The organism is Undibacterium sp. (genome assembly GCF_030683615.1).
GTDB lineage: Bacteria > Pseudomonadota > Gammaproteobacteria > Burkholderiales > Burkholderiaceae_D > Undibacterium > Undibacterium umbellatum.
The window spans coordinates 177385-200555 of record NZ_JAUXQE010000005.1; the positions used below are offsets into that span (position 1 = coordinate 177385).

Below are 23171 nucleotides of genomic sequence, written 5' to 3' on the forward strand. Positions count from 1 at the left end.
GGTTAGATTAACTAACCCCGAATGAGGTAGAATAGCGCTCGAAGCAGGCCAGACAATCGCTGGTTGCCTTGAGTAATCAAGGTGACGGGAGGAAGGTCCGGACTCCATAGAGCAGGGTGACGGCTAACGGCCGTACGTTGAAAGCCAGGGCGAAAGCTTTGGTATAAGACGAGGAATAGGGCCACAGAGACGAGCGTATTAAGTTACGGTGAAACGCGGTAACCTCCACCCGGAGCAATTTCAAATAGGCACGCGTTGATGTTGCTCGCGGAGCGTGCGGGTAGAAAGCTTGAGCGGCGGAGCAATCCGTCGCCTAGAGGAATGATTGTCATAGCAGACGGCAGCAATGTCTATGCCGTAACAAAATCCGGCCTATCGGCCTGCTTCAATTTATTTAGATTTGCACAAAATCGCCTTAGTTGTGCTCAGTTCACTATTTAACTCCCCCTTTACCTTTCCTTGTACAAAATACTGTCTTGGCCGCTAAGGTGGTGTCGGGGTTTCAGACAATAGATTGTCTGCCGACGTAACGAACCGCCCTTACTGTGCGGTTTCCTCAAGCACGGCCTTGCTGGGACAATTTTGTGTAAGTCCTACTATTTAATTTGCACATTTCTTTGGTTCCGTCCCAAACGTCCTCTCAATATGCCGCAGTCTGTGTCAGATTGTCGCCGTCAAGCATCATTCCTTGAAAGCAAGTCCTTGTTCTGAAAATACCAGTGGTACACTGGTGCAATGAGTTCTCATCGACGCTGTATCTACAACATTGCAAACGCATGGAGACTGGCGGTCTGAAAAAAGAGCGCGATTTGCCACTGATGGCTCTCGCATTTTGCATCTGCCTGATTGCAGCCGCGATCATAGGGCAGAGCTGGTGGTCTATAGCCCAAGATAAGACGTTGACCATCAATGCTGCGCAAGAGCATAATTTCCTGGCGGTACGCATACTCGACGAGCATGTCAGTGAGGTGGTGCGCGGCACCTTGCAGGTGATGAGTGTTGCTGGTGAAGAAGTGCTCTCGGAAACCAGGCTGGCATCCAGCGAGGAAAAACAACTGCAACAGATCCTGGCAATGCAAAGGCAGGATTCTGAATTCATTTATGCACTTTCGCTATTCAATCTCAAGGGTGAACGACAGGCTTCCAGCCTGTCCATGAATACCGGACCTGGGCAGATACAAGATCAGCAACACATCAAATTCTTGCTGGACCGCCCTGACGACAGCAAAGTCGTGCTGGGCCAGGCTTATCAATTGCCACGGACCGGGCAGTGGATTTTGCCTGTGGCCAGGAATTTTTTTGATCAGGATGGTCGGCGCGCTGGCTTGATACAGGCTGACATACAACTGCGCTATCTTTATGATTTCTATGAGCGCATCGCCCTTGGTAGTGGTGCCAGTATTGCCTTGTACGATGAAGCTGGTAAAAAACTGGCCGGGGCGCAGGCCGGAGTGGTACAGAACGAGCGTGAATTCACGCGGTCTGTGGTCGATAGCATCGTGCGTAATAAATCGGATGAGGGTGCTTTACGCGATGAGCGTGGGGATGGTAAAGGCTGGTTGATCAGCTATCGCCGTATCAATGGCTTGCCACTGATTCTGGTGTATGCCAGGGAAACCAACGCCATACTCGCAGACTGGAATATCAGGGTTGCGCAAAAAATCATGGTCACAGCAGTGACTGTCGGCCTTATTATTATTTTGGCATTATTGCTACTATGGCAAATTCGTCATTTGCGCGATTCCAAAAATCGTCTGGAAGCCAGTGAGAGCCGTTATCGGCTCTTGTATCAGGGTGCGCAAGATGCCATCCTGCTCATTAGTCGTGATTATATCTATGTAGATTGCAACCCTGCCGCAGTCGCTTTTTTTGGCGTCACTAGCCAGGATGAAGTCATAGGCCGCAAGGTTGGCAGCTTTTCTCCCAGTGTGCAGACTGTTGCCGGTTATGCCACGCAGGACAAGGATGTGCTGGTGGCCACCCTGATAGATCAGGCTTTCAAGGGGCAGGCGCAGCGCTTTGAATGGGTCACCATGCGCAACGACCAGATACAGCACAGTGAAATATCGCTGAGCCGGGTCGAGGTCGAGGGCGAAATGCTCTTGTTTTGCGTGGAACGTGATATCAATGCGCGCAAATACTCTGAGTTGTTGATCGCCGGACAAAATCGTCTGTTGAAACTCATCGGTGGCGATGATGACTTGTCTTCGATACTGGAAGCGATCAGCAAATTTGTTGAAAATCTCTGTCCTCACTGGCGCTGCGGAATACAGTTGCTGGCCGAAGACAAGCGTAGCTTTGCCCAGGCTACGGGTATTCACTTCCCCGAAATCCTGCTGGCCCAGATACCGGGCATGACAGTCACGCATGGTAGTGGTATCTGGTCCGAGGCGGTACTTGGCATGCAGCAAGTCTGGCTGAATGATTTCTTGCGTGCACCCGCCATGCAATTTGTGAATGGTGTAGAAACCCTGACCGAATTTTCTTCTTGCGCAGCCTGGCCAATCATAGGCAAGAATGGTCAGTTGCTGGGTAGCTTCAGCCTGTTTTCTTATAGTCGCGAACCACTCAGTGAAAAAGACCAGGGTTTGATCAGGATCACTGTGGATATTGCCGGGATTGCCATCGAGGGCCGTCGTTCTGAAAAGAAAATCATGCAGCTCGCCCATTACGATGAGCTGACTGGTTTGCCTAACCGCTTTTTGTATAACCAGCATCTGGCCCGTTCACTCGCCATTGCGGAGCGTAACCGCAGCCAGCTCGCGGTGCTTTTCCTCGATTTGGACCGCTTCAAGAATATCAACGACACCTTTGGTCATGATGAGGGTGATCATGTCTTGCGCACGGTGGCGCGCAGTTTCCGGCAGTGTTTGCGCGAATCCGACATTATCGCCAGGATAGGTGGTGATGAATTCATATTGCTGATCGACCAGTTCAGCGAAGCGCGTGATCTCGGCGATGTGGCTGACAAGCTTTTATATGCTGCTGCCCAGCCTTTTGAAATAAACGGGCAGGAATGCCAGCTCAGTGCCAGCATTGGTATTGCCACTTTCCCCGCCGATGGCAGGGATGCCCAGACCCTACTGAAGAATGCCGACATCGCCATGTACAAGGCGAAAAACAAGGGTAAGGATAATTACCAGTTCTATGCTTCCGAGATGAATACCCACACCGTGGAAAGACTGGCCTTTGAGGCGAGGCTGCGCAGGGCGCTGGAAAGACGGGAATTCGTCGTGCACTACCAGCCCAAACTGGACGTGATGACTGAGCGCATCGTGGGTGCCGAGGCTCTGGTGCGCTGGAACCATCCTGAGCGCGGCTTGTTGTCACCAGTAGAGTTCATCTCTCTGGCCGAAGAAGCTGGGCTGATAGCCCGTCTGGGGATGTTGGTGCTGGACATTGCCTGCCGTGACATCCTGAGTTTTCGCAATGTCGACAAAAACTTTGGGCGTGTGGCCATCAATTTGTCTGGCGCCCAGTTCAATGATGTACATATGTTGGAAGAAGTAAAAAGCGTCGTGGATTTTTGGCGTGTCCCATCCAATTCCATTGAATTTGAGATTACCGAAAGCATGGTCATGCATAACCGCGAGCAGGCAATCTTGCTCATGGATGGCCTCAAGGAAGCTGGATTTACACTGTCCATCGATGATTTTGGTACTGGATATTCGTCGCTGGCCTACCTGAAGCGTTTTCCTGTCGATAGTGTCAAGGTTGATCGTTCCTTCATCAGGGACATACCTGATGACCCGAATGACACTGCCATCGTATTGGCCATCGTTGCCATGGCACACACGCTGGGTATCAAGGTGATTGCCGAGGGTGTCGATTCAGCCACGCAACTGGAAACCTTGCGTGAATGCAAGTGTGACGAGTTTCAGGGTTTTTACTTCAGCAAGGCCGTCGCTGATAAGGAGTTTTTGCAATTATTGCAGCGCCAGAACAGAGGGGCTTGACTTCTTCATATCGTCAGGCAGCGTGGTCCATGAATTGTGCCGAAAAATCGCCTGAGTAGCTATAAATTCAGCGATAATCAGGCCCCTTGTCTATTTTCCTCAGCACATCAACGTTTATTAATTGTCACTTCAGCGGCTAAAAAGCGGCGAACTTCTCTTTCCTGCAGGCATTTCTCCTAAGTTTCCCATCCCAAAACGCAACATCAGGGATAAACACATGGTTATATGTAAGGCGCTACTTTCACTATGGTGCGTAAGTGCCTAATTTATCAGGATAAATTGTTGGGAGTTGTCCGCGCTCAACCTCAAGTGTTCGCGCTAAGTCATTGACTTCATTAGAAATTTTCCAAATTTACCGAGCAAATACGCTTGACCACGCTCAAGTCATCCTCTAAAGTGGGCATTAGTGTGAAAAAGTGTAATTTTGTGGAACAGAATAAGCAAATTCGCTTACATTCCATGCTTGGTCGGACATACAGATTTTCAGGAAGAAGGTAGATAGCGTGTTTCAGGGGGCGTCCTCACTTAATCTCGATGCAAAAGGCAGGATGTCCATTCCTGCCCGGCACCGTGACGCGCTCAATGTACAGTGCGAAGGCCGGATTACCCTGACCCGTCACCCTGACGGTTGCCTATTACTGTTTCCGCGTCCTACCTGGGAATCCCATCGTGAACAAATCGCAGCCTGGCCGATACAGGCGCGCGACTGGAAACGTATTTTTCTGGGCAACGCTTTTGATGTGGAAATGGATAGCGCCGGCCGTATCCTGGTTGCGCCTGAATTGCGTAGTGCTGTAGGCATGCAGCGCGATGTCATGTTGCTTGGAATGGGCAGCCATTTTGAGATATGGGATGCTGCCAAACTGGCGGAAAACGAAGCGAAAGCCATTGCTGGCGGCGCTCCTGATGTATTAAACAATTTTTCTTTCTGATCGCGGGCAATGGGTATTCAGCAAGCGGCAGATTTTACGCACCAGACTGTGCTATTGCATGAGGCTGTAGACGCTCTCGGCATCACTGATCAGCGTGCCAGCGGGATTTATGTAGACGGCACCTTTGGCCGTGGCGGACATAGTCGCCTGCTTTTGTCGCAACTGGGCAGCAATGGCCGCCTGATTGCTTTTGACAAGGACACCCAGGCAATCGCCAGTGCAGCAGAAATACAAGACCCGCGTTTTCATATCGTACATGACAGTTTTGCCGCTATCGGTGAAGCCTTGCCTGAGCTTGGCGTGAGCAAGGTTGATGGCATCTTGATGGATTTAGGTATTTCATCCCCGCAAGTGGATGATGCCAGCCGGGGTTTCAGCTTCAGGTCGGATGGCCCGCTTGACATGCGCATGGATACCACGCGTGGCATTTCTGCAGCCGAATGGCTGGCAACTGCCGAAGAAGAACAAATTACGGAGGTTATAAAAAATTATGGGGAAGAACGGTTTGCTTTTCAGATTGCAAAGGCGATTGTTGCTCGCAGGAAAACAGACGCCATTCGTGGAACACGACAGCTCGCAGAAATCGTCGCACACGCCGTCAAAACTCGCGAGAAGGGTAAAGACCCGGCAACTCGCACCTTTCAGGCTATACGGATTTTCATCAATAAGGAGCTTGAAGATCTCGAAATAGGTCTGGCGGCAGCATATCAGGCCCTGGCTCCATATGGGCGCATGTCGGTGATCAGTTTTCACTCTCTGGAAGACCGTATTGTGAAGCAGTTCTTTGCTTCCAAGGTCAAGGTCGAGCAGCCTGATCGTCGCCTGCCGATACGTCATATTGATTTGCCGCAGCCGCAGATGCGCTTGTTGAACCGCATCAAGCCTTCCGAGGCTGAGGTCAGTGCCAATCCGCGTTCGCGCTCGGCAATCCTGCGGGTGGCAGAGCGTTTGCCTGGAGGGGGGGCATGAGTACCCGTCTCAATATTACGCTGGTGGTTGCCTTGGTGGCCTGTGCCTTGTCGCTGATAAATTCTCAGTACCAGGCACGTCGCCTGTTTATAGAGCTGGAGCGTGAGCAAAGTTTAAGCAAGCAGTATGAATTGCAATGGACGCAACTGAAACTCGATCAATCCACTTTTGGCAAGCATGCACGCATAGAAACAACTGCTGAACGCGAATTGAATATGGTGGCGGTGACGCCTGATCGTACCCAGTATCTCAAGGCAGCGGAGACAAAATGAGCAGATCAGCCAGTACATCCCGTACCGCCGCTGCACGCGGTGTCGCCTTTTCTTCCAGCCCTGTGCTGGACGTGAAGCTGCCTGCCTGGCGTTCGCGCTTCGTGCTGTTTTTATTGTTTGCCGCTTTTATCGCACTGATTGCGAAAGCACTTTATTTGCAGGGATTTAGTACGAAGTTTTTGATTGGGCAGGGAGAGAATCGCTATGCCCGCACCTTGGAATTACCGGCCACCCGCGGCAAGATCACTGACCGCAATGGTCAGGTGCTGGCCTCATCCGTACCTGTGAAAGCCATCTGGGCTATTCCTGATGATGTGCTGGAAGCACCCAAAGAAAAAATACAGCAACTGGCTAAATTGCTGGGCATGACAGAGGCTGAATTGCGCAAGAAGCTCGACTCTGACCGTCAGTTTGTGTATCTGAAACGTCAGGTCGAGCCTGCCATTTCGGATCAAGTCGTTGCTCTTGGCATCCCCGGAATTGAAACCCGGAAAGAATACAAACGCTATTATCCTGAAGGTGAAGTCATGGCCCATGTGGTCGGCTTTACCAATGTTGAAGATGTAGGGCAAGAAGGCATAGAGCTGGCATCGGAAAAAAACCTGGCGGGTAAGACCGGGAGTCGCCGTGTCATCAAGGACAGGCTGGGCCACATCGTGGAAGACTTGCAAGCCGTGCGCCCGCCGCATGATGGCAAAGACCTGACCCTGTCGATAGACAGCAAGATTCAATACATCGCATTCACGCACCTGAAAGAAGCACTCGAAAAGCATAAGGCCAAGGCTGGCGGTGCAGTCGTGCTGGATGTGCAAACTGGTGAAGTGCTGGCCCTGGTGAATCTGCCGACTTACAACCCGAATGACCGCTCAGTCTTGACCGGAGCGCAATTGCGCAACCGTGTGATGACCGACACCTTTGAGCCTGGGTCCACCATGAAACCGGTGACCGTGGCACTGGCTCTGGAAACTGGCAGGGTCACACCTGACACTGTATTTCACACTGCGCCTGGTGTCATGTCAATTGGTCCGGCACTCATACATGATGCGCACAAACAAGGTTCTTTAACCGTTGCGCAAGTTATACAAAAATCATCGAATATAGGTACAGTGAAAATGGCATTGCAAATGCCGCCACAAGAAATGTGGGAAATGTTCACCACCTTAGGGTTCGGTCAGCAGCCCAAATTCGGTTTTCCTGGCGCAGTTGCCGGGCGTTTGCGTAATTACAAAAACTGGCGTCCTGTCGAACAGGCAACCATGAGCTACGGCCACGGTATCTCGGTATCGCTGATACAGATGGCGCGTGCCTATATGATTTTCGCCAGGAATGGTGACCTGATACCTCTTACTTTCCAAAAATCGGCTGAACTGCCGCATGGCACACATGTGATTTCTGAAAAGACCGCAAAACAAATGCGCCTGATGATGGAGTCTGTGACTGAGCCAGGCGGCACTGCCACGCAGGCACGTATTGCTGGTTATCGCGTTGCTGGCAAAACCGGAACTGCCCACAAGCTTGAGGGTGGCCGTTATGTGAATAAATATCTGGTTGACTTCATAGGCTTCGCGCCTGTTTCAAATCCGCGTGTCATCGTGGCTGTGATGGTAGATGAACCAACAGCCGGAGGCCACTTTGCCGGACCTGTAGCAGCACCGGTTTTTGCTTCGATTATGGCGAATGTCTTGCGTTCACTGAATGTGCCACCGGACTCTTCCGTCACCAGCATTATTCCTGAGGAAAGTATACAGGAAAGCTTGTAATGACAAAGAAAAATACAACTATGATAGAAATACTGGACTGGCTGAAGCTGCATGCGCCGAATGCGCAATTGCGCTCAGATTCCCGCTCCATACAGACCGGAGATGTCTTTTTCGCCTTGCTCACTTCTATCACCGATAGTCGTGCGCATATAGCCCATGCCATTGCCAATGGCGCAGTCGCTATCGTGTATGAGGCCGATAATTTTGTTTGGGATGAGACACTAAACACCCCTCATCTGGCGGTGCCAGATTTGCAGGAAGTGGCTGGTCACGTCGCTCATGCATGGCATGGCCAGCCTGATCAAGGCTGGTTCAATGTTGCCGTGACCGGTACGAATGGCAAGACTTCCTGCACGCAATGGATAGCCAAAGCCCTGTCGCTGAGTGGCACACCTGCTGCCGTCATCGGCACGCTGGGGATAGGCCAGTACCGCAATGGCATACTCGGGCAATTGGCAGAAACTGGTTACACCACACCAGACGCAATAGGCTTGCAGCAAAAACTGGCAGACTTACAGCGCGGTGGCGCGCAGGCGCTGGCGATAGAAGCTTCTTCCATAGGTTTGCATCAAGGGCGTTTGAATGGCCTGCATTTTGATGTCGCGGTGCTGACCAATCTGACGCGTGATCATCTGGATTATCACGGTGATATGCAGGGCTATGCTGCGGCGAAAACCAAACTATTTGATTGGCAGGGTTTGGGCGCGGCTGTCATCAATCTGGATGATTCCTATGGGCTGGAATTGGTGAAGCATCTGCAAGCCAGTCAGCCCAATACAAAACTGCTGGGCTATAGTCTGGAAAAAGCCATCATGCCTGAGATAGCTGCGCTGGTTGCCAGCAATCTGAAAACCAGCCATATTGGTACCAGCTTCCATCTTGAATCTCCATTTGGTGCGGCACAAGTCAAGACCCAGTTGATAGGCAAGTTCAATGTCAGCAATATCCTGGCGGTACTCGCCGTGTTGCTGAGCAAGGGCATTGCGCTGAACAAGGCTGTGGGCATCATAGAAAAGCTGACGCCTGTTCCTGGTCGCATGCAATTGCTGGGTACTGCTGGTCATGTCATGGTCGTCATTGATTATGCGCATACCCCTGATGCCCTTGAAAAAACCCTGGAGGCCTTGCAGCAAGTAGCGCAAGAAAGAGCAGGGGCTTTGTGGTGTGTGTTCGGTTGCGGCGGTGACCGCGACCCAGGCAAACGTCCACAAATGGGCAAGATTGCTGAACTGGCGCAACATGTCGTTGTCACCAGCGATAATCCACGTAGCGAGAACCCTAACCAGATTATTGAGGATATCCTGAAAGGCATGACGACTACGCCGCAAGTCATCGAAGACCGCGCCAATGCGATCTTGTATGCGATCAAGCATGCCGGTCATCATGATGTGGTTTTGCTGGCTGGCAAAGGCCATGAAACCTATCAGGACATCAACGGCAAGAAATGGCCTTTCTCTGACGAAGAACATGCCGCGCTTTCTCTCGCTACTGTCGCAACCAGCGGCAATATAAAGAGGGGAAGTTGATGGAATTTTCTCTTCAGGAATTGCAGGCTGCTCTGCCTGCGGCGTCCCTGACTGGCGATACTGGGTCCGCCATCTATGTCACTGGCCTGACTACCGATAGCCGCAAAGTCGGTGCTGGCGATGTATTCGTCGCCCTGCGTGGCGAAAACTTTGATGCCCACGACTTTTTGTCGCAAGTAGCGGCTGCCGGTGCAGCCGCAGTAATCGCCGAACGTTTGCCAGCAGATTTCAAGTTACCTGCATTGGTGGTCACAGACAGCAAACTGGCCCTGGCACAAGTTGGCAGATTCTGGCGTCAAAAATTTGACCTGCCTGTCATCGGTGTGACAGGCAGTAATGGCAAGACCACCGTCAAGGAAATGATTTCTTCGATCTTGGCTGCAGCCTATGGTGCAGAAGATCGTCTGGCGACTGCTGGTAATCTGAATAATGAAATCGGCGTACCCCTGACCATCATGCAATTGCATGCTGGGCACAAGGCGGCTGTCATAGAAATGGGCATGAACCATCCTGGCGAAATCGCCTTGCTGGCATCTGCTGCCATGCCTACAGTGGCACTGGTCAATAATGCCCAGCGAGAACACCAGGAATTCATGCAAAGCGTGGAAGCCGTTGCGCGCGAAAACGGTGTGGCGATACAGTATCTGCCTGATGATGGCGTAGCTGTATTTCCTGCCAACGATACTTACAGTTCCTTATGGCAATCCTTTGCGTCTGAACGCGGTCAGCGTAAAACCCTGACTTTTGGCTTAACGCCTGATGCCGATGTGCATGCCACTTACCTGCCTAGTGTGTTTGGCAGTGACCTGCAAATCAACCTGGCTGGCCAGGTCTTGTCAGTACGCTTGAATGCCGCAGGTCAGCACAATGTCTTGAATGCACTTGCCGCTGCAGCTTGCTGCCATGCGGCTGGTGTCAGCAAAGAATCCATCGTTGCGGGCCTGGAAAATTTCGCCCCCGTCAATGGCCGGCTGCAACGCAAGCAAGCCAAATGTGGTGCGACTGTCATTGATGACAGCTACAACGCTAATCCAGATTCAGTTCGTGCTGCCATTGATGTGCTGGCACAAATTGGTGGCGACACCACGCTGGTGCTTGGTGACATGGGTGAGGTTGGTGAAAACGGCGCTAAGTTCCACCATGAAATTGGTGAATATGCGCAGCAGCGCGGCGTCAAAAAGCTTTTCTTGCTGGGTGAGTTGGTTGCTCATGCGGCGCAAGGCTATGGCGCAGGTGCGCAGCATTTCGCCAGTGTGGAAAATCTTTGCCAGAACCTCGATGCGCAAACTGTGGCTGATACGGTAGTGCTGGTCAAGGGCTCACGTTTCATGAAAATGGAAAGAGTCGTCGCCCATCTGCTGGCAGCAGACGATAAAGAAAAAAACACATTACAACAAAAAATAATAGGGAATCACTAGTATGTTGCTCTGGTTGGCTGAAATGTTAAAGCAGGATATAGGCTGGCTGCGCGTATTCGGGTTTATTACCTTCCGCGCAGTATTTGCCACGATGACGGCCATCTCCATCGGTATTTTTGCAGGTCCAGCGGTCATACGCATGCTGACCCGGCTCAAGGTAGGCCAGGCTGTGCGCAGCTACGGAATGGAAACACATCTGGTCAAATCCGGCACACCTACCATGGGTGGCGTGCTGGTCTTGATCTCCATCGGTATTTCCACTTTGTTGTGGGGTGACCTGAGTAACCGCTTTATCTGGGTCGTGATGATAGTCACCCTTGGATTTGGTGCAGTGGGCTGGGTCGATGATTATCGCAAGGTGGTTTATAAAGACCCAGAAGGCATGCGCTCCAGGGAAAAATATTTCTGGCAATCGTTGATCGGTTTGATTGCTGCTTTTTATCTGGCATTTTCTGTTTCGGCGCCGAGTAACTCAAAAGTGCTGGAGTTGTTTATTGCCTGGGTACAGTCCGGTTTCAATATGGATCTGCCACCCAAGGCAGATTTGCTCGTGCCCTTCTTTAAAAGTATCAGCTATCCCCTTGGTGTCTGGGGATTTATTGCTTTGACTTATTGTGTCATCGTCGGTACCAGCAATGCCGTGAATTTTACTGATGGTCTGGATGGCCTGGCCATCATGCCTACCATCATGGTCGGTTCTGCTCTGGGTCTGTTTGCGTACCTGACGGGTAATGTGGGTTATTCCAAATATCTGCTGATACCGCATATACCAGGTGCCGGTGAATTGCTGATTTTCTGTGGTGCGATGGCGGGTGCTGGTCTGGCTTTCCTCTGGTTCAATGCCCACCCTGCGCAGGTGTTCATGGGTGACGTAGGTGCGCTGGCCTTGGGTGGTGCGCTGGGTACGGTGGCTGTCATCGTCAGGCAAGAGATAGTGTTGTTCATCATGGGCGGTATTTTTGTGGCAGAGACTGTGTCGGTCATGCTGCAAGTCACTTACTTCAAGTACACCAAGAGAAAATATGGCGAAGGCCGCCGCTTGTTGTTGATGGCACCTTTGCATCATCACTTTGAGAAAAAAGGCTGGAAAGAAACCCAGGTTGTTGTGCGTTTCTGGATCATCACCATGTTGCTGGTGCTGATAGGTTTGTCTTCACTGAAGTTACGTTAAAAAGATAGATATAGAGTTTATGGATTTTTCTGGCAAACATGTACTGGTTCTTGGCCTGGGTGAAACCGGGCTGGCGATGGCGCAATGGCTGTTGCGCGCCGGTGCGCGCCTGCGTGTTGCCGATACTCGCGAAGTGCCAGATAGATTGCCGCAATTGCAGGCAGTGTCAGATCAGGTGGAATTTGTAGGTGGAGCTTTCACACAGGCTTTGCTGGATGATATCGAGTTGATGGCAGTTAGCCCTGGTTTGTCTCCACTGCGCGAATTGCAGGAACTGTTACCTGTTGCGGCTGAAAAAAATATCCCTGTCTGGGGCGAGATAGAATTATTTGCACAAGCTCTGCTAGCTTTGAAAGCTGAGCGCGAATATCAACCCAAAGTCATCGCCATCACTGGCACGAACGGAAAAACCACGGTCACCAGCCTGGTTGGTTTGCTGGTAGAACGCGCCGGTTTGACAGTTAAAGTTGCAGGCAATATCAGCCCGGCAGTGCTTGATGTATTGCGTGAATGTCTGGAGCAAGACAGCCTGCCGCAAGTCTGGGTGCTGGAATTATCCAGCTTCCAGTTGCATACCACACATAGCCTGCAGGCAGATGTGGCGACGGTATTGAATATCACCCAGGATCATCTGGACTGGCATGGCAGCCTGCAGGCATATTGCGCTGACAAGGCAAGGATTTTTGGCGAACAGACTTTGCAAGTCTTGAACCGCGATGATTCGCTCGTCATGTCCATGGCAAAGCCACTTGGCAATGCGGTCAGCTTTGGTGTCGATGCGCCTAAACATTTGGCTGATCTGGGTTTGCTGAATGAACATGGCATGGGTTGGCTGGTGGTAGCAAATCCAGCAGAAGATGCACCAGTCGTCACGAATAGCCGTCGCAAGAAAAAAGAAGTGGAAGAAATGCCGGTCATCGTCAGTCGTCTGATGCCGACCGACGCCCTGCAAATCCGTGGCCAGCATAATGCGGTGAATGCACTGGCTGCTTTGGCTTTGTGCCGGGGCATAGGTTTGTCATTTGCTCCCTTGCTGCATGGCTTGCGTGATTACAAGGGTGAGCCGCACAGGGTAGAGCAGGTTGCTAATATAGCCGGGGTTGATTACATCGACGACAGCAAAGGTACGAATGTTGGTGCCACGGTCGCCGCTTTGAAGGGGCTGGGGCAACAGTCTGATGCATTGCACAAGCGGATTATTTTGATTGCTGGTGGCGAAGGCAAGGGACAGGATTTTTCTCCGCTGGCTGATCCGGTGGAACGGTATACCAAGGCCGTCATCCTCATCGGTAAAGCCAAACAAGAATTGCAACAAGCACTGAGCATTTCGGGTGTGCCGCTGCACGACTTGGCAACACTGGAAACGGCAGTACAGGCCGCCGCTGAACTGGCAGCAGACGGCGATATCGTTTTGCTGTCGCCGGCTTGCGCCAGCCTGGACATGTTCCGTAATTATGCGCATCGCGCCCAGGTGTTTGTAGATGCGGTACGTGAAGTTGCCTTGGCACGCGGGGAGATTTGCTGATGCGTCAACTCCTGCTCCCACTGCAGAGATGGTCTCCATTTGGCAAGCCGCCAGTGGATACCAATCTGGTGAGCAGGTCCAAGATGATGGATTATGACCAGCACTTGGTTTGGGTCACAGTCATTCTGATGCTGTTTGGCATGGTCATGGTGTATTCGGCATCGATCTCTTTGCCAGATTCGCCCAAGTATGCCAACTACAAGAATTCGCATTTTCTCATGCGCCAGGCCATGTTTGTAGTGGTGTCCCTGACTGCTGGTGCCATCGTGTTTCGCATACCTGTGGCGATCTTGCAAAAGTATGCGCCTTACTTGTTTGTGGCGACTCTGGTATTGCTGGTGGCTGTGCTGATACCAGGTCTGGGTAAAGGCGTGAATGGTGCCAAGCGCTGGCTGTCTTTCAAGGGCCTGAATTTGCAACCATCAGAATTGATGAAGTTGTTCATGGTTTTGTATGCTGCTGACTATACCGTGCGCAAGCAGGAATACATGCATAAACTGACCAAGGGTTTTGTACCCATGCTGGCAGCGGTTGGCATGGTGGGCTTGTTGCTCTTGCTGGAGCCTGACCTGGGTGCTTTTGGTGTCATCGTTTGTATCGCTATGGGTATCCTGTTTTTGGGGGGCATCAATGGCGTCTGGTTCGGTGGAATTGCAGCAACCCTGATTGGTATTTTTACTGCTGTGATTTTGGCATCACCCTGGCGGCGTGAGCGTATTTTTGCTTACTTGAATCCATTCGAAGAGGATCATGCGCTGGGCAAGGCTTACCAGTTGACGCATTCCCTGATTGCCTTTGGCCGTGGTGAGTTATTTGGCGTAGGTCTGGGTGCCAGCGTACAAAAACTGCATTATTTGCCAGAAGCACATACAGATTTCTTGCTGGCTGTCATCGGAGAAGAGCTGGGCTTCGTTGGTGTCATGGTGGTAGTGCTTTTATTTTACTGGTTGCTGAAACGTGCTTTCGAAATTGGCAGACAAGCGATAGCACTGGATCAAACCTTTGCCGGTTTGCTGGCCAAGGGCATAGGTATCTGGATAGGTGTACAGGCGTTTATTAATATGGGGGTTAACCTGGGCTTATTGCCAACTAAAGGTTTGACCCTGCCATTGATGAGTTATGGTGGTTCTGGTGTCATGATTAATTGTGTAGGTTTAGCGATCTTGTTGCGTGTCGATTATGAAAACCGCATGTTGATGCGTGGGGGGCGCCCATGAGCCAGGATATTCAGAAAATGCCAAGGAAATTGCTGATCATGGCAGCTGGTACAGGTGGGCATATTTTCCCTGGCCTGGCAATTGCCGACATCATGCGTGAACGCGGCTGGCAAGTCAGCTGGCTGGGCACGCAGATAGGCATGGAAGGGCAAATCGTGCCCAAGCACAATATCGCCATGGACAATATTGATTTCTCTGGCCTGCGTGGCAAGGGTTGGCAACATACGGTCAGCGGTGCTTTCAAGCTGGTGAAGAGTTTCTTTAGCTGCTTTAGTATTATTGGCCGTCGTCAGCCAGATGTGGTCCTGGGCATGGGCGGTTATGTGACTGTACCTGGCGGCATCATGGCTGCCTTGCGTGGTAAGCCGGTGGTCTTGATGAATGCCGATGCGGCATTGTTGTTGTCGAACAAGGCTTTGCGTCCTTTTGCCAGTAAATTGCTGTTTGGCCTTCCATCGGCAACAGTGACTGCGGATAGCAAAACGACTGTCATCGGCAACCCGATACGCAAAGAAATTTGCGAACTGCCCGCGCCAGCAACACGTTATGCAGCACGCACTGGCCCTTTGCGCATACTGGTGGTGGGTGGCAGTTTGGGTGCAAAAGTATTGAATGATGCGGTACCTCAAGCTGTGGCTTTGTTGCCAGAAGCCCAGCGTCCACTGATTACACACCAGTCTGGCAAACAGCATATAGAAGCCTTGCGCCAGAGTTATGCGCAGGCAGGTGTGCAGGCAGAGGTACTGGATTTTATCGACGACATGCCACGGCGCTATGCCGAGGCTGATCTGGTGATTTGCCGCGCCGGTGCGATTACGGTCTCTGAATTAACTGCTGCCGGTGTGGCCAGCATACTCGTGCCTTTCATGGCGTCGAGTACTTCACACCAAAAAGAAAACGCCATCTGGATGGCAGGGCAAACAGCCGCCATCCATTTGCCACAAACTGAATTAAGTCCAGCCTTGCTGGCAGAGAAATTAAAAGTACTGGACAGAGCGCAATGCCTGGCGATGGCTGAAACAGCCTACGCCCTGGGGCAGCGCGAAGCCAGTGCCAACATCGCCCATATTCTGGAAGCATTAGCATGAAACACAAAGTCAAACACATCCATTTTGTAGGTATAGGCGGCTCAGGCATGAGCGGCATCGCCGAAGTCTTGCTGAACCTAGGATACACCATATCAGGTTCAGACCTTGGCAGCAATGCCGCCTCAAAACGCCTGGCGCAACTGGGCGCAAACGTCATGCTGGGTCATGCCGCTGAAAATATCGCAGGTGCAGATGCCGTCGTGACTTCGACCGCTGTAAAAGGCGACAACCCGGAAGTCATCGCTGCGCGCGCCAAGCATATCCCTATCGTGCCACGCGCAATGATGCTGGCAGAACTCATGCGCCTGAAAAGCGGTATCGCGATTGCTGGAACGCATGGCAAGACCACCACTACCAGCCTGGTCGCCAGTGTTTTGGCGCAGGGTGGTCTGGACCCGACTTTCGTGATTGGCGGTTTGCTCAATAGTGCAGGTGCCAATGCCAAACTGGGCAGTGGCGATTTCATCGTGGCAGAAGCCGATGAATCAGATGCTTCTTTCCTCAATCTTTTGCCGGTGATCGAAGTCATTACCAATATCGATGCCGACCATATGGAAACCTATGGTCATGACTTCGCCCGCCTGAAGCAGGCTTTCATCGAATTTACCCAGCGCTTGCCATTCTACGGTGTCGCAGTCTTGTGCCTGGATGATGCGAATGTGCGTGAAATAATGCCCTTTGTTTCCAAGCCCATCGTTACCTATGGCTTCCATGCAGATGCCGATGTACGCGCAGTTGATGCTACAGCCGCTAATGGCAAGATGCATTTCACGGTAGTGCAAGATGGCTATGAGAATATGCAGGTCAGCCTGAACCAGCCCGGCATGCACAATGTGCAAAATGCCTGCGCAGCGATTGCGATTGCGCGTGAAGTCGGTGTCAGTGATGAGGCGACTCAAAAAGCCCTGAGCGAATTCAATGGCGTGGGTCGCCGCTTCACCCGTTATGGCGAAATCGCCCTGGCAAATGGTGGAACTTTCGCCCTGGTTGATGATTATGGTCATCACCCTGTTGAAATGGCCGCCACCCTGGCAGCGGCTCGCGGTGCTTATCCAGGTCGCCGATTGGTATTGGCTTTCCAGCCGCATCGCTATACCCGCACCCGCGATTTGTTTGAAGATTTCGTACGTGTGATTTCTGATGCCGATGCAGTCGTGCTGGCAGAAGTGTATGCCGCAGGTGAAGCACCAATACTGGCAGCAGATGGCCGATCCCTGTCCCGCGCCTTGCGCGTCATGGGCAAGGTCGAGCCAGTATTTGTCGAAGACATACTGGAAATGCCCGACAGCATCGTGCGGATATTGAAAGATGGCGATGTAGTCATCGTCATGGGCGCTGGTTCCATCAATGCTGTGCCGGCAAAACTGGCACAGTCAGTGTAAATGTCAAAAACAAGTGATCAGATCATCATGAGCGAATTGAATTTGAAATCTCTGGGCAAAGTAGGTGTGCTGTTTGGCGGGCGTTCTGCTGAACGTGAAATCTCTCTTATGTCTGGCAAGGGTGTTTTACAAGCATTGTTGAGCAAGGGCATAGATGCCCATCCTTTCGACACGGCAGAACGTAGCATCGCCGAGCTGGCAGCAGAAAAGTTTGATCGCGTCTTCATCGCCCTGCATGGCCGCTATGGTGAAGATGGCAGTCTGCAAGGTGCGCTGGAACAATTGAATATTCCTTACACCGGTAGCGGCGTCATGGCATCGGCGATTGCCATGGACAAGATTTTTACCAAGCGCATTTGGCAGACTTATGGCCTGACGACCCCGGCTTATGCCGTGCTGACTGCGCAGACTGAATTGCGCCGCGTGCCAGATGATCTGGGTTTGCCACTCATCATCAAGCCGCCACATGAAGGTTCTACCATAGGCATTACCAAGGTCGTGGGATATTCCGACATGCAGGAAGCCTATGCCCTGGCAGCCCAGTTTGATGAAGTGGTACTGGCAGAAGAATTTATCGAAGGCCGCGAATTGACGGTGGCGATCCTGGGGAAAGGCGAACAGGCTTATGCCTTGCCGATTACCGAGATCGTTGCACCTGATGGTAACTATGATTACCAGAACAAGTATTTTACTGATAACACCAAATATATATGTCCGGCAGTGCTGGAACAGGATTTGACCGATACCATTCGCAAGATGGCAGTCGATGCCTATCGTGCACTCGATTGCGAAGGTTGGGCGAGGGTCGATGTCTTGTTGCGCAAGTCAGATAACAAACCGTTTTTAATAGAGATTAATACTTCGCCAGGCATGACCGGCCACTCTCTGGTGCCAATGGCAGCCAAGGCAGTAGGCATCAGTTATGAAGATTTGTGTGTGAAAATCTTAAAGACAGCAAGTTTGAAAATTAGATCTGAACAAAAGAAGTAAACAGTAAAGAGTAAAAAAATGTGGCATGACAGCAAGCTGATGAACAATACCGCGAATGCCCTGTTTGGGCTGGTGTTGTTCATGCTGTTGTTATCCGCTGTGTGGTGGGTAATACAAAGGCCGCTATTTACTTTGCAGGTGATACGGGTAGAGGCAAGCAGTGCGGCGGGTAGTGCAGGACTGCGGCATGTGAACACACTGACGATCAGGAATACAGCCTTACCCAAGATCAAGGGTAATTTTTTTACCGCGAACCTGGATGCAGTACGGTCCGCCTTTGAAACCGTGCCCTGGGTGCGCAAGGCCAGTGTACAAAGAGAATGGCCCAACAAGCTTGTCGTCACTTTGGAAGAGCATGTGGCATTGGGTACCTGGGGTGAAAACGGTCAGTTGATTTCTGCCAAGGGCGACGTGTTTACCGCCAACCTGGCAGAAGCGGAAGATGATGCAGATCTGGTTGCCCTGACTGGGCCGGATGGTAGTGAAAAAGAAGTATTGGTACAGTATCTGGAATTTAAAAACTGGTTTGCCAAAATTAACCTGGCACCAGAATCGGTGAATTATTCCAGCCGCTATGCCTGGAGTCTGAAGCTGAATAATGGCATGCAGGTGCAATTGGGCAGGGTGCAGGATGCAACAACGCTCAAGAACAGGGTGGATAAACTGATGACAGTTTACCCGCAACTGCTGGCCAGTTTGCAGGACAGTATTGAAAGTGTGGACATGCGTTATCCGAATGGCCTGGCGCTCAAATCGAGTCATAGCAATCTCGGATCAAAAAAGCAAACAAAAGCAAGTGGAAAGACATGACAAAAGACGCTAAAAATCTGATCGTTGGTCTCGATATCGGCACCTCAAAAATTGTGGCTGTCGTGGCGGAAGTCATGCCAGATGGCAGGCATGAAGTCATAGGCCTGGGTCAACACGAATCCAAGGGCTTGAAAAAAGGCGTCGTCGTCAATATCGAGGCGACAGTCGAATCCATACAGCGCGCTTTGGAAGAAGCCGAGTTGATGGCCGACTGCAAGATACGTAATGTGTATACCGGTATCGCTGGCAGCCATATCCGCAGTTTTAATTCCAGCGGCATGGTAGCGATCAAGGACAAAGAGGTCACCGCAGCTGACGTTTCGCGTGTGATAGAAACTGCCAAGGCCGTCAACATACCGACAGATCAGCAATTGCTGCATACCTTGCCGCAAGAATTTATCGTCGATAGCCAGGATGATGTGCGCGAACCGATAGGCATGAGCGGCATACGTCTGGAAGTCAAAGTGCATATCGTCACTGGTGCTGTGTCTGCGGTTCAGAATATCGTCAAGTGTGTACGGCGCTGCGGCCTGGAAGTATCTGACCTGATTTTGCAACCGATGGCATCGGCGGAAGCTGTGCTGACCAAGGATGAAAAGGAACTGGGCGTGGTACTCATCGATATCGGTGGTGGCACGACTGACGTGGCAGTATTTAGCGAAGGCGCGATACGTCATACCGCAGTGATACCGATTGCTGGCGATCAGATCACCAATGATATCGCGATGGCTTTGCGCACCCCGACCTCAGAAGCAGAAGAAATCAAGGTGCGTTTTGGTGTCGCCAAGCAGGTATTGGCTGACCCGTCCGATACGCTGGAAGTACCTGGTCTGGGTGACCGTGGTCCGCGCTCCTTGTCGCGCCAGGCATTGGCCGCCGTCATCGAGCCGCGCGTAGAAGAATTGTTTGCGCTCGTGCATCAGGTGGTGCGTGAATCTGGTTATGAAGATGTGCTCTCATCCGGCATCGTTTTGACAGGCGGATCTGCTGCCATGCCGGGCATGGTGGAGATGGCAGAAGACATCTTTTTGAAACCGACCAGATTAGGCATGCCGGCGTACAGCGGGCAGTTGGCAGATGTCGTGCGCAGCCTCCGTTATGCCACGGTTTTAGGGTTGTTGTTGGAAGCGAAGAAGCAGTATTTGCGCGGTCATCTGGTCACTCGGCAAGAAGGTTCAGCCAAAGCGGTCTGGCAACGCATGAAAGAGTGGTTTTTAGGGAATTTTTAGCTTGTATTTTGTATCTAATTTAGTGTAGTCATTTTATAATAGTTCGATATACAGTTATTAGTCGCTAGTCGTCACATTCCGGTGATGCCTAGCGACTGATAACTGCCTACCTGGAGGAGTCATGATGGAGTTCGATATGGTTGATAACGCCACACAAGGCACCGTAATCAAGGTTGTCGGCGTAGGTGGCGCAGGCGGCAATGCGGTTCAGCACATGATCAACAAAGGCGTGTCCGGCGTTGAGTTCATAGCAGCAAACACAGATGCGCAAGCACTGTTGCAGTCTAAAGCAAACAATGTGATACAGATCGGCGAAACTGGTCTGGGTGCAGGCATGAAACCGGAAGTCGGCCGCAAGCTGGCGGAAGAATCCCGTGCCCGCATCGAAGACGCATTGCGCGGCGCGCACATGGTATTTATCGCTGCAGGCATGGGCGGTGGTACAGGTACAGGTGCTGCCCCAGTAGTTGCGCAAGTCGCCAAAGAATTGGGTGCACTGACCGTTGCGGTGGTTTCCAAACCATTTTCTTACGAAGGTCAGAAATGCATGGACATCGCCGACGAAGGTCTGGAAGCTTTGTCCCAGCATGTCGATTCACTGATCATCATTCTCAACGAAAAACTCGAAGAGATTTATGAAGACGACAGCATGATCGAATGGCTGCAACATGCAGATGATGTCTTGAACAATGCCGTCGCCGGTATTGCCGAGATCATCAATGTGCCTGGCCATATCAACGTCGACTTCAATGACGTGAAAACCATCATGGGCGAACAAGGCAAGGCCATGATGGGCACGGCAACAGCTTCTGGCGTTGACCGCGCACGTATCGCTGCTGAACAGGCAGTTGCATCACCACTGCTGGACGGTATCGATTTGTCCGGTGCCCGCGGTGTGTTGGTGAATGTTACAGCCAGCCGTGGTCTGAAAGGTAAAGAGATCAAGGAAGTCATGTCTACCGTGCGCGCTTTCGCTGCACCGGATGCATCGATTGCCCAGGGTATCGCTTACGACGACAACATGGGTGACGATATCCGTGTAACGGTAGTGGCAACTGGCCTTGGCCGTGGCAAGAAAAATATTCAGCTGGTGCAAACACCAATGCTGCGTACCGGTACGCACAATGAAACAGTGATGGCCAGCCCTGTCATGACATCTGCCACCATCAGCACTGGTTCCGTAACCGGATCAGCAGGCTTCGATGGCTTGAGCAAACCTGCAGTATGGCGCCGTGAATCTGCGTCAGAGACAGTACGTGCACTGGAAAAAAATGGCATGGAAACTTACGATATTCCAGCTTTCCTGCGCAAACAGGCAGACTGATTTAACTAGCTTTTCTGAAGAATGCCAGCTTCGAAAGAGGCTGGCGTTTTTTATTTAGTGATCGAAAATTCAGACCAAAAACCTCACCACAGAGGCACAGAGAAAGGCAGAAGAAACCGAAAGCCCTTTTTCCTGCTACGTCATAAGAGTGGAAGCATTGCTGATATATGTTTCCCCTATCTTTCACATTCGCATGAATTCAATTTTACTTTCTCTCTCTTTTTTTCCTCTGTGGTGTAGCAGGGAATTCGTGCGGCATGCCGCGCGCCTGCGTAACGAAGTCTGCTTGCAAGCAGACTTTCCCCCTCTGTGCCTCTGTGGTTAGAGGTCTTGAGTTAACTTCTGCAAGAAAATTCTAGCTCAGGCATACTTGCGTCCTTCACTGTCGGTGTTGATATGGCTCAAATTCCCAGCATTTTATGCGGGGGCAACATACAGCAAGGCATTGAATATCCGAATACTTATCTAGGGAGCATAAAATGACAATCAAGATTGGCGATACCCTGCCTGAAGGCAGCCTGGCAGAATTTATTGAAGTGGAATCTGAAGGATGTTCACTCGGACCAAATACCTTCAAAGTCGCAGACCTGACCAAAGGTAAAACCATTGCGATTTTTGGCCTGCCTGGCGCGTACACGCCAACTTGCTCAGCCAAGCATGTGCCTGGCTATGTTGCACTGGCAGCAGATTTGAAAGCCAAGGGCGTTGATGAAATCTGGTGCATCTCCGTGAATGATGCATTCGTCATGGGCGCATGGGGCCGTGACCAAAAATCCACTGGCATCGTCCGCATGATGGCTGACGGCAATGCAGATTTCAGCAAAGCATTGGGCCTGGATGCAGATTTCAGCAAATTCGGTATGGGTACTCGTTCCCAGCGTTATTCTCTGCTGGCTGTCGATGGTGTCGTCAAGCAATTGAATATCGAAGAAGGCGGCAAGTTTGAAGTGTCGAACGCAGAAACACTGTTGGCACAATTAGGCTAATCAGGTCTTCTGACTCGCATAAAAAATGGCGGCCAGTTTTTGAACCGGGCGCCATTTTTTTCTATACGATATTTTTATTCAAGCGACTTGCTCATGATGTGTGACTGCACGCCATAACCCTGAGCGGCATAAAAATCCATGGCATTGCGGTTGAAGTCAAAGACTTCCAGCCTGATTTCTACTGCATCATGCTCGCGCGCCCAGTTCGTCGCGCCGTCCATCAATAATTTCCCTATTCCCCGCTTTTGATGCGCATCAGATACCACGATCGTGCCTATGCGGCAGATACGACGACGGTACAAGAAGGGAATAGTCGTGTTTTCATTCCAGCTCATGGTGATAAAACCCAGGACTTGCTCACCATCGCAAGCCAGCAATGCACAGCCCGCAGGGTTTTCAAAAGTGCTGTGCCAGAATTGGCGGTCAAGTTCGCGATTTGTTTTTTGTACGAAAACATCGGGGGCAGCGGCGTGGTGTTGGGCATTGATTTGATCGCTGAGATCGCACATGGCATCCAGATCAGTGACGGTAGCGCGGCAAATTTGAATTGTTGTTTTTGTATTCATTTTTAAGATGTGAAACGGCTAATTTTCCTCGTGCCTGCATGGGAAATTGC

Annotated in this window: 18 protein-coding genes and 1 other RNA gene; 18 read left to right on the forward strand and 1 reads right to left on the reverse strand. The window is 51.3% G+C overall.

What is annotated here, in order from left to right; translation table 11 throughout:
• The first annotated feature begins 40 nt into the window (after positions 1-40).
• The 18 genes from rnpB (at position 41) to Q8K39_RS02200 (ending at position 22555) form a co-directional block, all read left to right on the forward strand.
• An RNA gene (gene rnpB, locus Q8K39_RS02115) (RNase P RNA component class A) lies at positions 41-391 on the forward strand.
• Between the two features lie 385 nt (positions 392-776).
• Positions 777-3956: an EAL domain-containing protein gene (locus tag Q8K39_RS02120; RefSeq protein ID WP_305258116.1), complete on the forward strand. Its 3180-nt coding sequence runs from the start codon at positions 777-779 to the stop codon at positions 3954-3956.
• Between the two features lie 503 nt (positions 3957-4459).
• Positions 4460-4888, forward strand: a complete 429-nt coding sequence (gene mraZ, locus Q8K39_RS02125; protein ID WP_186952057.1) for a division/cell wall cluster transcriptional repressor MraZ — start codon at positions 4460-4462, stop codon at positions 4886-4888.
• Between the two features lie 9 nt (positions 4889-4897).
• Entirely contained in the window at positions 4898-5857 is a 960-nt protein-coding gene (gene rsmH / locus Q8K39_RS02130; protein WP_186952058.1) for a 16S rRNA (cytosine(1402)-N(4))-methyltransferase RsmH, read from the forward strand.
• On the forward strand, positions 5854-6129 hold the full coding sequence (gene ftsL, locus Q8K39_RS02135) for a cell division protein FtsL (protein WP_186952059.1): 276 nt from the start codon (positions 5854-5856) through the stop codon (positions 6127-6129). The genes rsmH and ftsL overlap by 4 nt, the downstream gene beginning before the upstream one ends.
• Positions 6126-7889, forward strand: a complete 1764-nt coding sequence (locus Q8K39_RS02140; RefSeq protein WP_186952060.1) for a penicillin-binding protein 2 — start codon at positions 6126-6128, stop codon at positions 7887-7889. The genes ftsL and Q8K39_RS02140 overlap by 4 nt, the downstream gene beginning before the upstream one ends.
• A complete protein-coding gene (locus tag Q8K39_RS02145) occupies positions 7889-9415 on the forward strand; it encodes a UDP-N-acetylmuramoyl-L-alanyl-D-glutamate--2,6-diaminopimelate ligase (protein WP_305258117.1) in 1527 nt (508 codons plus the stop codon). Before Q8K39_RS02140 ends, Q8K39_RS02145 begins: the two co-directional genes overlap by 1 nt.
• On the forward strand, positions 9415-10833 hold the full coding sequence (gene murF, locus Q8K39_RS02150) for a UDP-N-acetylmuramoyl-tripeptide--D-alanyl-D-alanine ligase (RefSeq protein WP_305258118.1): 1419 nt from the start codon (positions 9415-9417) through the stop codon (positions 10831-10833). The genes Q8K39_RS02145 and murF overlap by 1 nt, the downstream gene beginning before the upstream one ends.
• 1 nt (position 10834) lies before the next feature.
• On the forward strand, positions 10835-12004 hold the full coding sequence (gene mraY, locus Q8K39_RS02155; RefSeq protein WP_186952063.1) for a phospho-N-acetylmuramoyl-pentapeptide-transferase: 1170 nt from the start codon (positions 10835-10837) through the stop codon (positions 12002-12004).
• Between the two features lie 19 nt (positions 12005-12023).
• A complete protein-coding gene (gene murD / locus Q8K39_RS02160; RefSeq protein WP_305258119.1) occupies positions 12024-13529 on the forward strand; it encodes a UDP-N-acetylmuramoyl-L-alanine--D-glutamate ligase in 1506 nt (501 codons plus the stop codon).
• Between the two features lie 83 nt (positions 13530-13612).
• Positions 13613-14746 carry a putative lipid II flippase FtsW gene (gene ftsW / locus Q8K39_RS02165; RefSeq protein ID WP_370868544.1) on the forward strand — a complete coding sequence of 378 codons (1134 nt, stop codon included), beginning with the start codon at positions 13613-13615 and terminating at the stop codon, positions 14744-14746.
• Positions 14747-14763: 17 nt separating this feature from the next.
• Positions 14764-15834 (forward strand): undecaprenyldiphospho-muramoylpentapeptide beta-N-acetylglucosaminyltransferase, encoded by a 1071-nt coding sequence (murG, locus tag Q8K39_RS02170; RefSeq protein WP_305258120.1) that lies wholly within the window; start codon positions 14764-14766, stop codon positions 15832-15834.
• Entirely contained in the window at positions 15831-17216 is a 1386-nt protein-coding gene (murC, locus tag Q8K39_RS02175; protein WP_186952066.1) for a UDP-N-acetylmuramate--L-alanine ligase, read from the forward strand. The genes murG and murC overlap by 4 nt, the downstream gene beginning before the upstream one ends.
• 24 nt (positions 17217-17240) lie before the next feature.
• A complete protein-coding gene (locus Q8K39_RS02180) occupies positions 17241-18206 on the forward strand; it encodes a D-alanine--D-alanine ligase (RefSeq protein ID WP_305258222.1) in 966 nt (321 codons plus the stop codon).
• A gap of 18 nt (positions 18207-18224) precedes the next feature.
• The gene (locus tag Q8K39_RS02185; RefSeq protein ID WP_305258121.1) at positions 18225-19016 is read left to right on the forward strand and encodes a cell division protein FtsQ/DivIB; all 792 of its coding nucleotides are present in this window, start codon (positions 18225-18227) and stop codon (positions 19014-19016) included.
• Positions 19013-20245, forward strand: coding sequence for a cell division protein FtsA (gene ftsA, locus Q8K39_RS02190; protein ID WP_110255262.1), 1233 nt, complete (start codon positions 19013-19015; stop codon positions 20243-20245). Before Q8K39_RS02185 ends, ftsA begins: the two co-directional genes overlap by 4 nt.
• 124 nt (positions 20246-20369) lie before the next feature.
• A complete protein-coding gene (ftsZ, locus tag Q8K39_RS02195; RefSeq protein ID WP_186953062.1) occupies positions 20370-21569 on the forward strand; it encodes a cell division protein FtsZ in 1200 nt (399 codons plus the stop codon).
• Between the two features lie 479 nt (positions 21570-22048).
• Complete coding sequence (locus Q8K39_RS02200) at positions 22049-22555, forward strand: peroxiredoxin (RefSeq protein WP_110255260.1); 507 nt, start codon at positions 22049-22051, stop codon at positions 22553-22555.
• A gap of 74 nt (positions 22556-22629) precedes the next feature.
• Here the strand turns inward: Q8K39_RS02200 and Q8K39_RS02205 are convergent, their stop codons facing one another.
• Positions 22630-23121 (reverse strand): GNAT family N-acetyltransferase, encoded by a 492-nt coding sequence (locus tag Q8K39_RS02205; protein WP_305258122.1) that lies wholly within the window; start codon positions 23119-23121, stop codon positions 22630-22632.
• Positions 23122-23171 lie beyond the last annotated feature (50 nt).

Coding starts and splice junctions, on each gene's coding strand:
- Q8K39_RS02120 (WP_305258116.1), top strand. CDS start 777: ATGGAGACTGGCGGTCTGAAAAAAGAGCGCGATTTGCCACTGATGGCT.
- rsmH (WP_186952058.1), top strand. CDS start 4,898: ATGGGTATTCAGCAAGCGGCAGATTTTACGCACCAGACTGTGCTATTG.
- ftsL (WP_186952059.1), top strand. CDS start 5,854: ATGAGTACCCGTCTCAATATTACGCTGGTGGTTGCCTTGGTGGCCTGT.
- Q8K39_RS02140 (WP_186952060.1), top strand. CDS start 6,126: ATGAGCAGATCAGCCAGTACATCCCGTACCGCCGCTGCACGCGGTGTC.
- Q8K39_RS02145 (WP_305258117.1), top strand. CDS start 7,889: ATGACAAAGAAAAATACAACTATGATAGAAATACTGGACTGGCTGAAG.
- murF (WP_305258118.1), top strand. CDS start 9,415: ATGGAATTTTCTCTTCAGGAATTGCAGGCTGCTCTGCCTGCGGCGTCC.
- mraY (WP_186952063.1), top strand. CDS start 10,835: ATGTTGCTCTGGTTGGCTGAAATGTTAAAGCAGGATATAGGCTGGCTG.
- murD (WP_305258119.1), top strand. CDS start 12,024: ATGGATTTTTCTGGCAAACATGTACTGGTTCTTGGCCTGGGTGAAACC.
- ftsW (WP_370868544.1), top strand. CDS start 13,613: ATGATGGATTATGACCAGCACTTGGTTTGGGTCACAGTCATTCTGATG.
- murG (WP_305258120.1), top strand. CDS start 14,764: ATGCCAAGGAAATTGCTGATCATGGCAGCTGGTACAGGTGGGCATATT.
- murC (WP_186952066.1), top strand. CDS start 15,831: ATGAAACACAAAGTCAAACACATCCATTTTGTAGGTATAGGCGGCTCA.
- Q8K39_RS02185 (WP_305258121.1), top strand. CDS start 18,225: ATGTGGCATGACAGCAAGCTGATGAACAATACCGCGAATGCCCTGTTT.
- ftsA (WP_110255262.1), top strand. CDS start 19,013: ATGACAAAAGACGCTAAAAATCTGATCGTTGGTCTCGATATCGGCACC.
- ftsZ (WP_186953062.1), top strand. CDS start 20,370: ATGGAGTTCGATATGGTTGATAACGCCACACAAGGCACCGTAATCAAG.
- Q8K39_RS02200 (WP_110255260.1), top strand. CDS start 22,049: ATGACAATCAAGATTGGCGATACCCTGCCTGAAGGCAGCCTGGCAGAA.
- Q8K39_RS02205 (WP_305258122.1), bottom strand. CDS start 23,121: ATGAATACAAAAACAACAATTCAAATTTGCCGCGCTACCGTCACTGAT.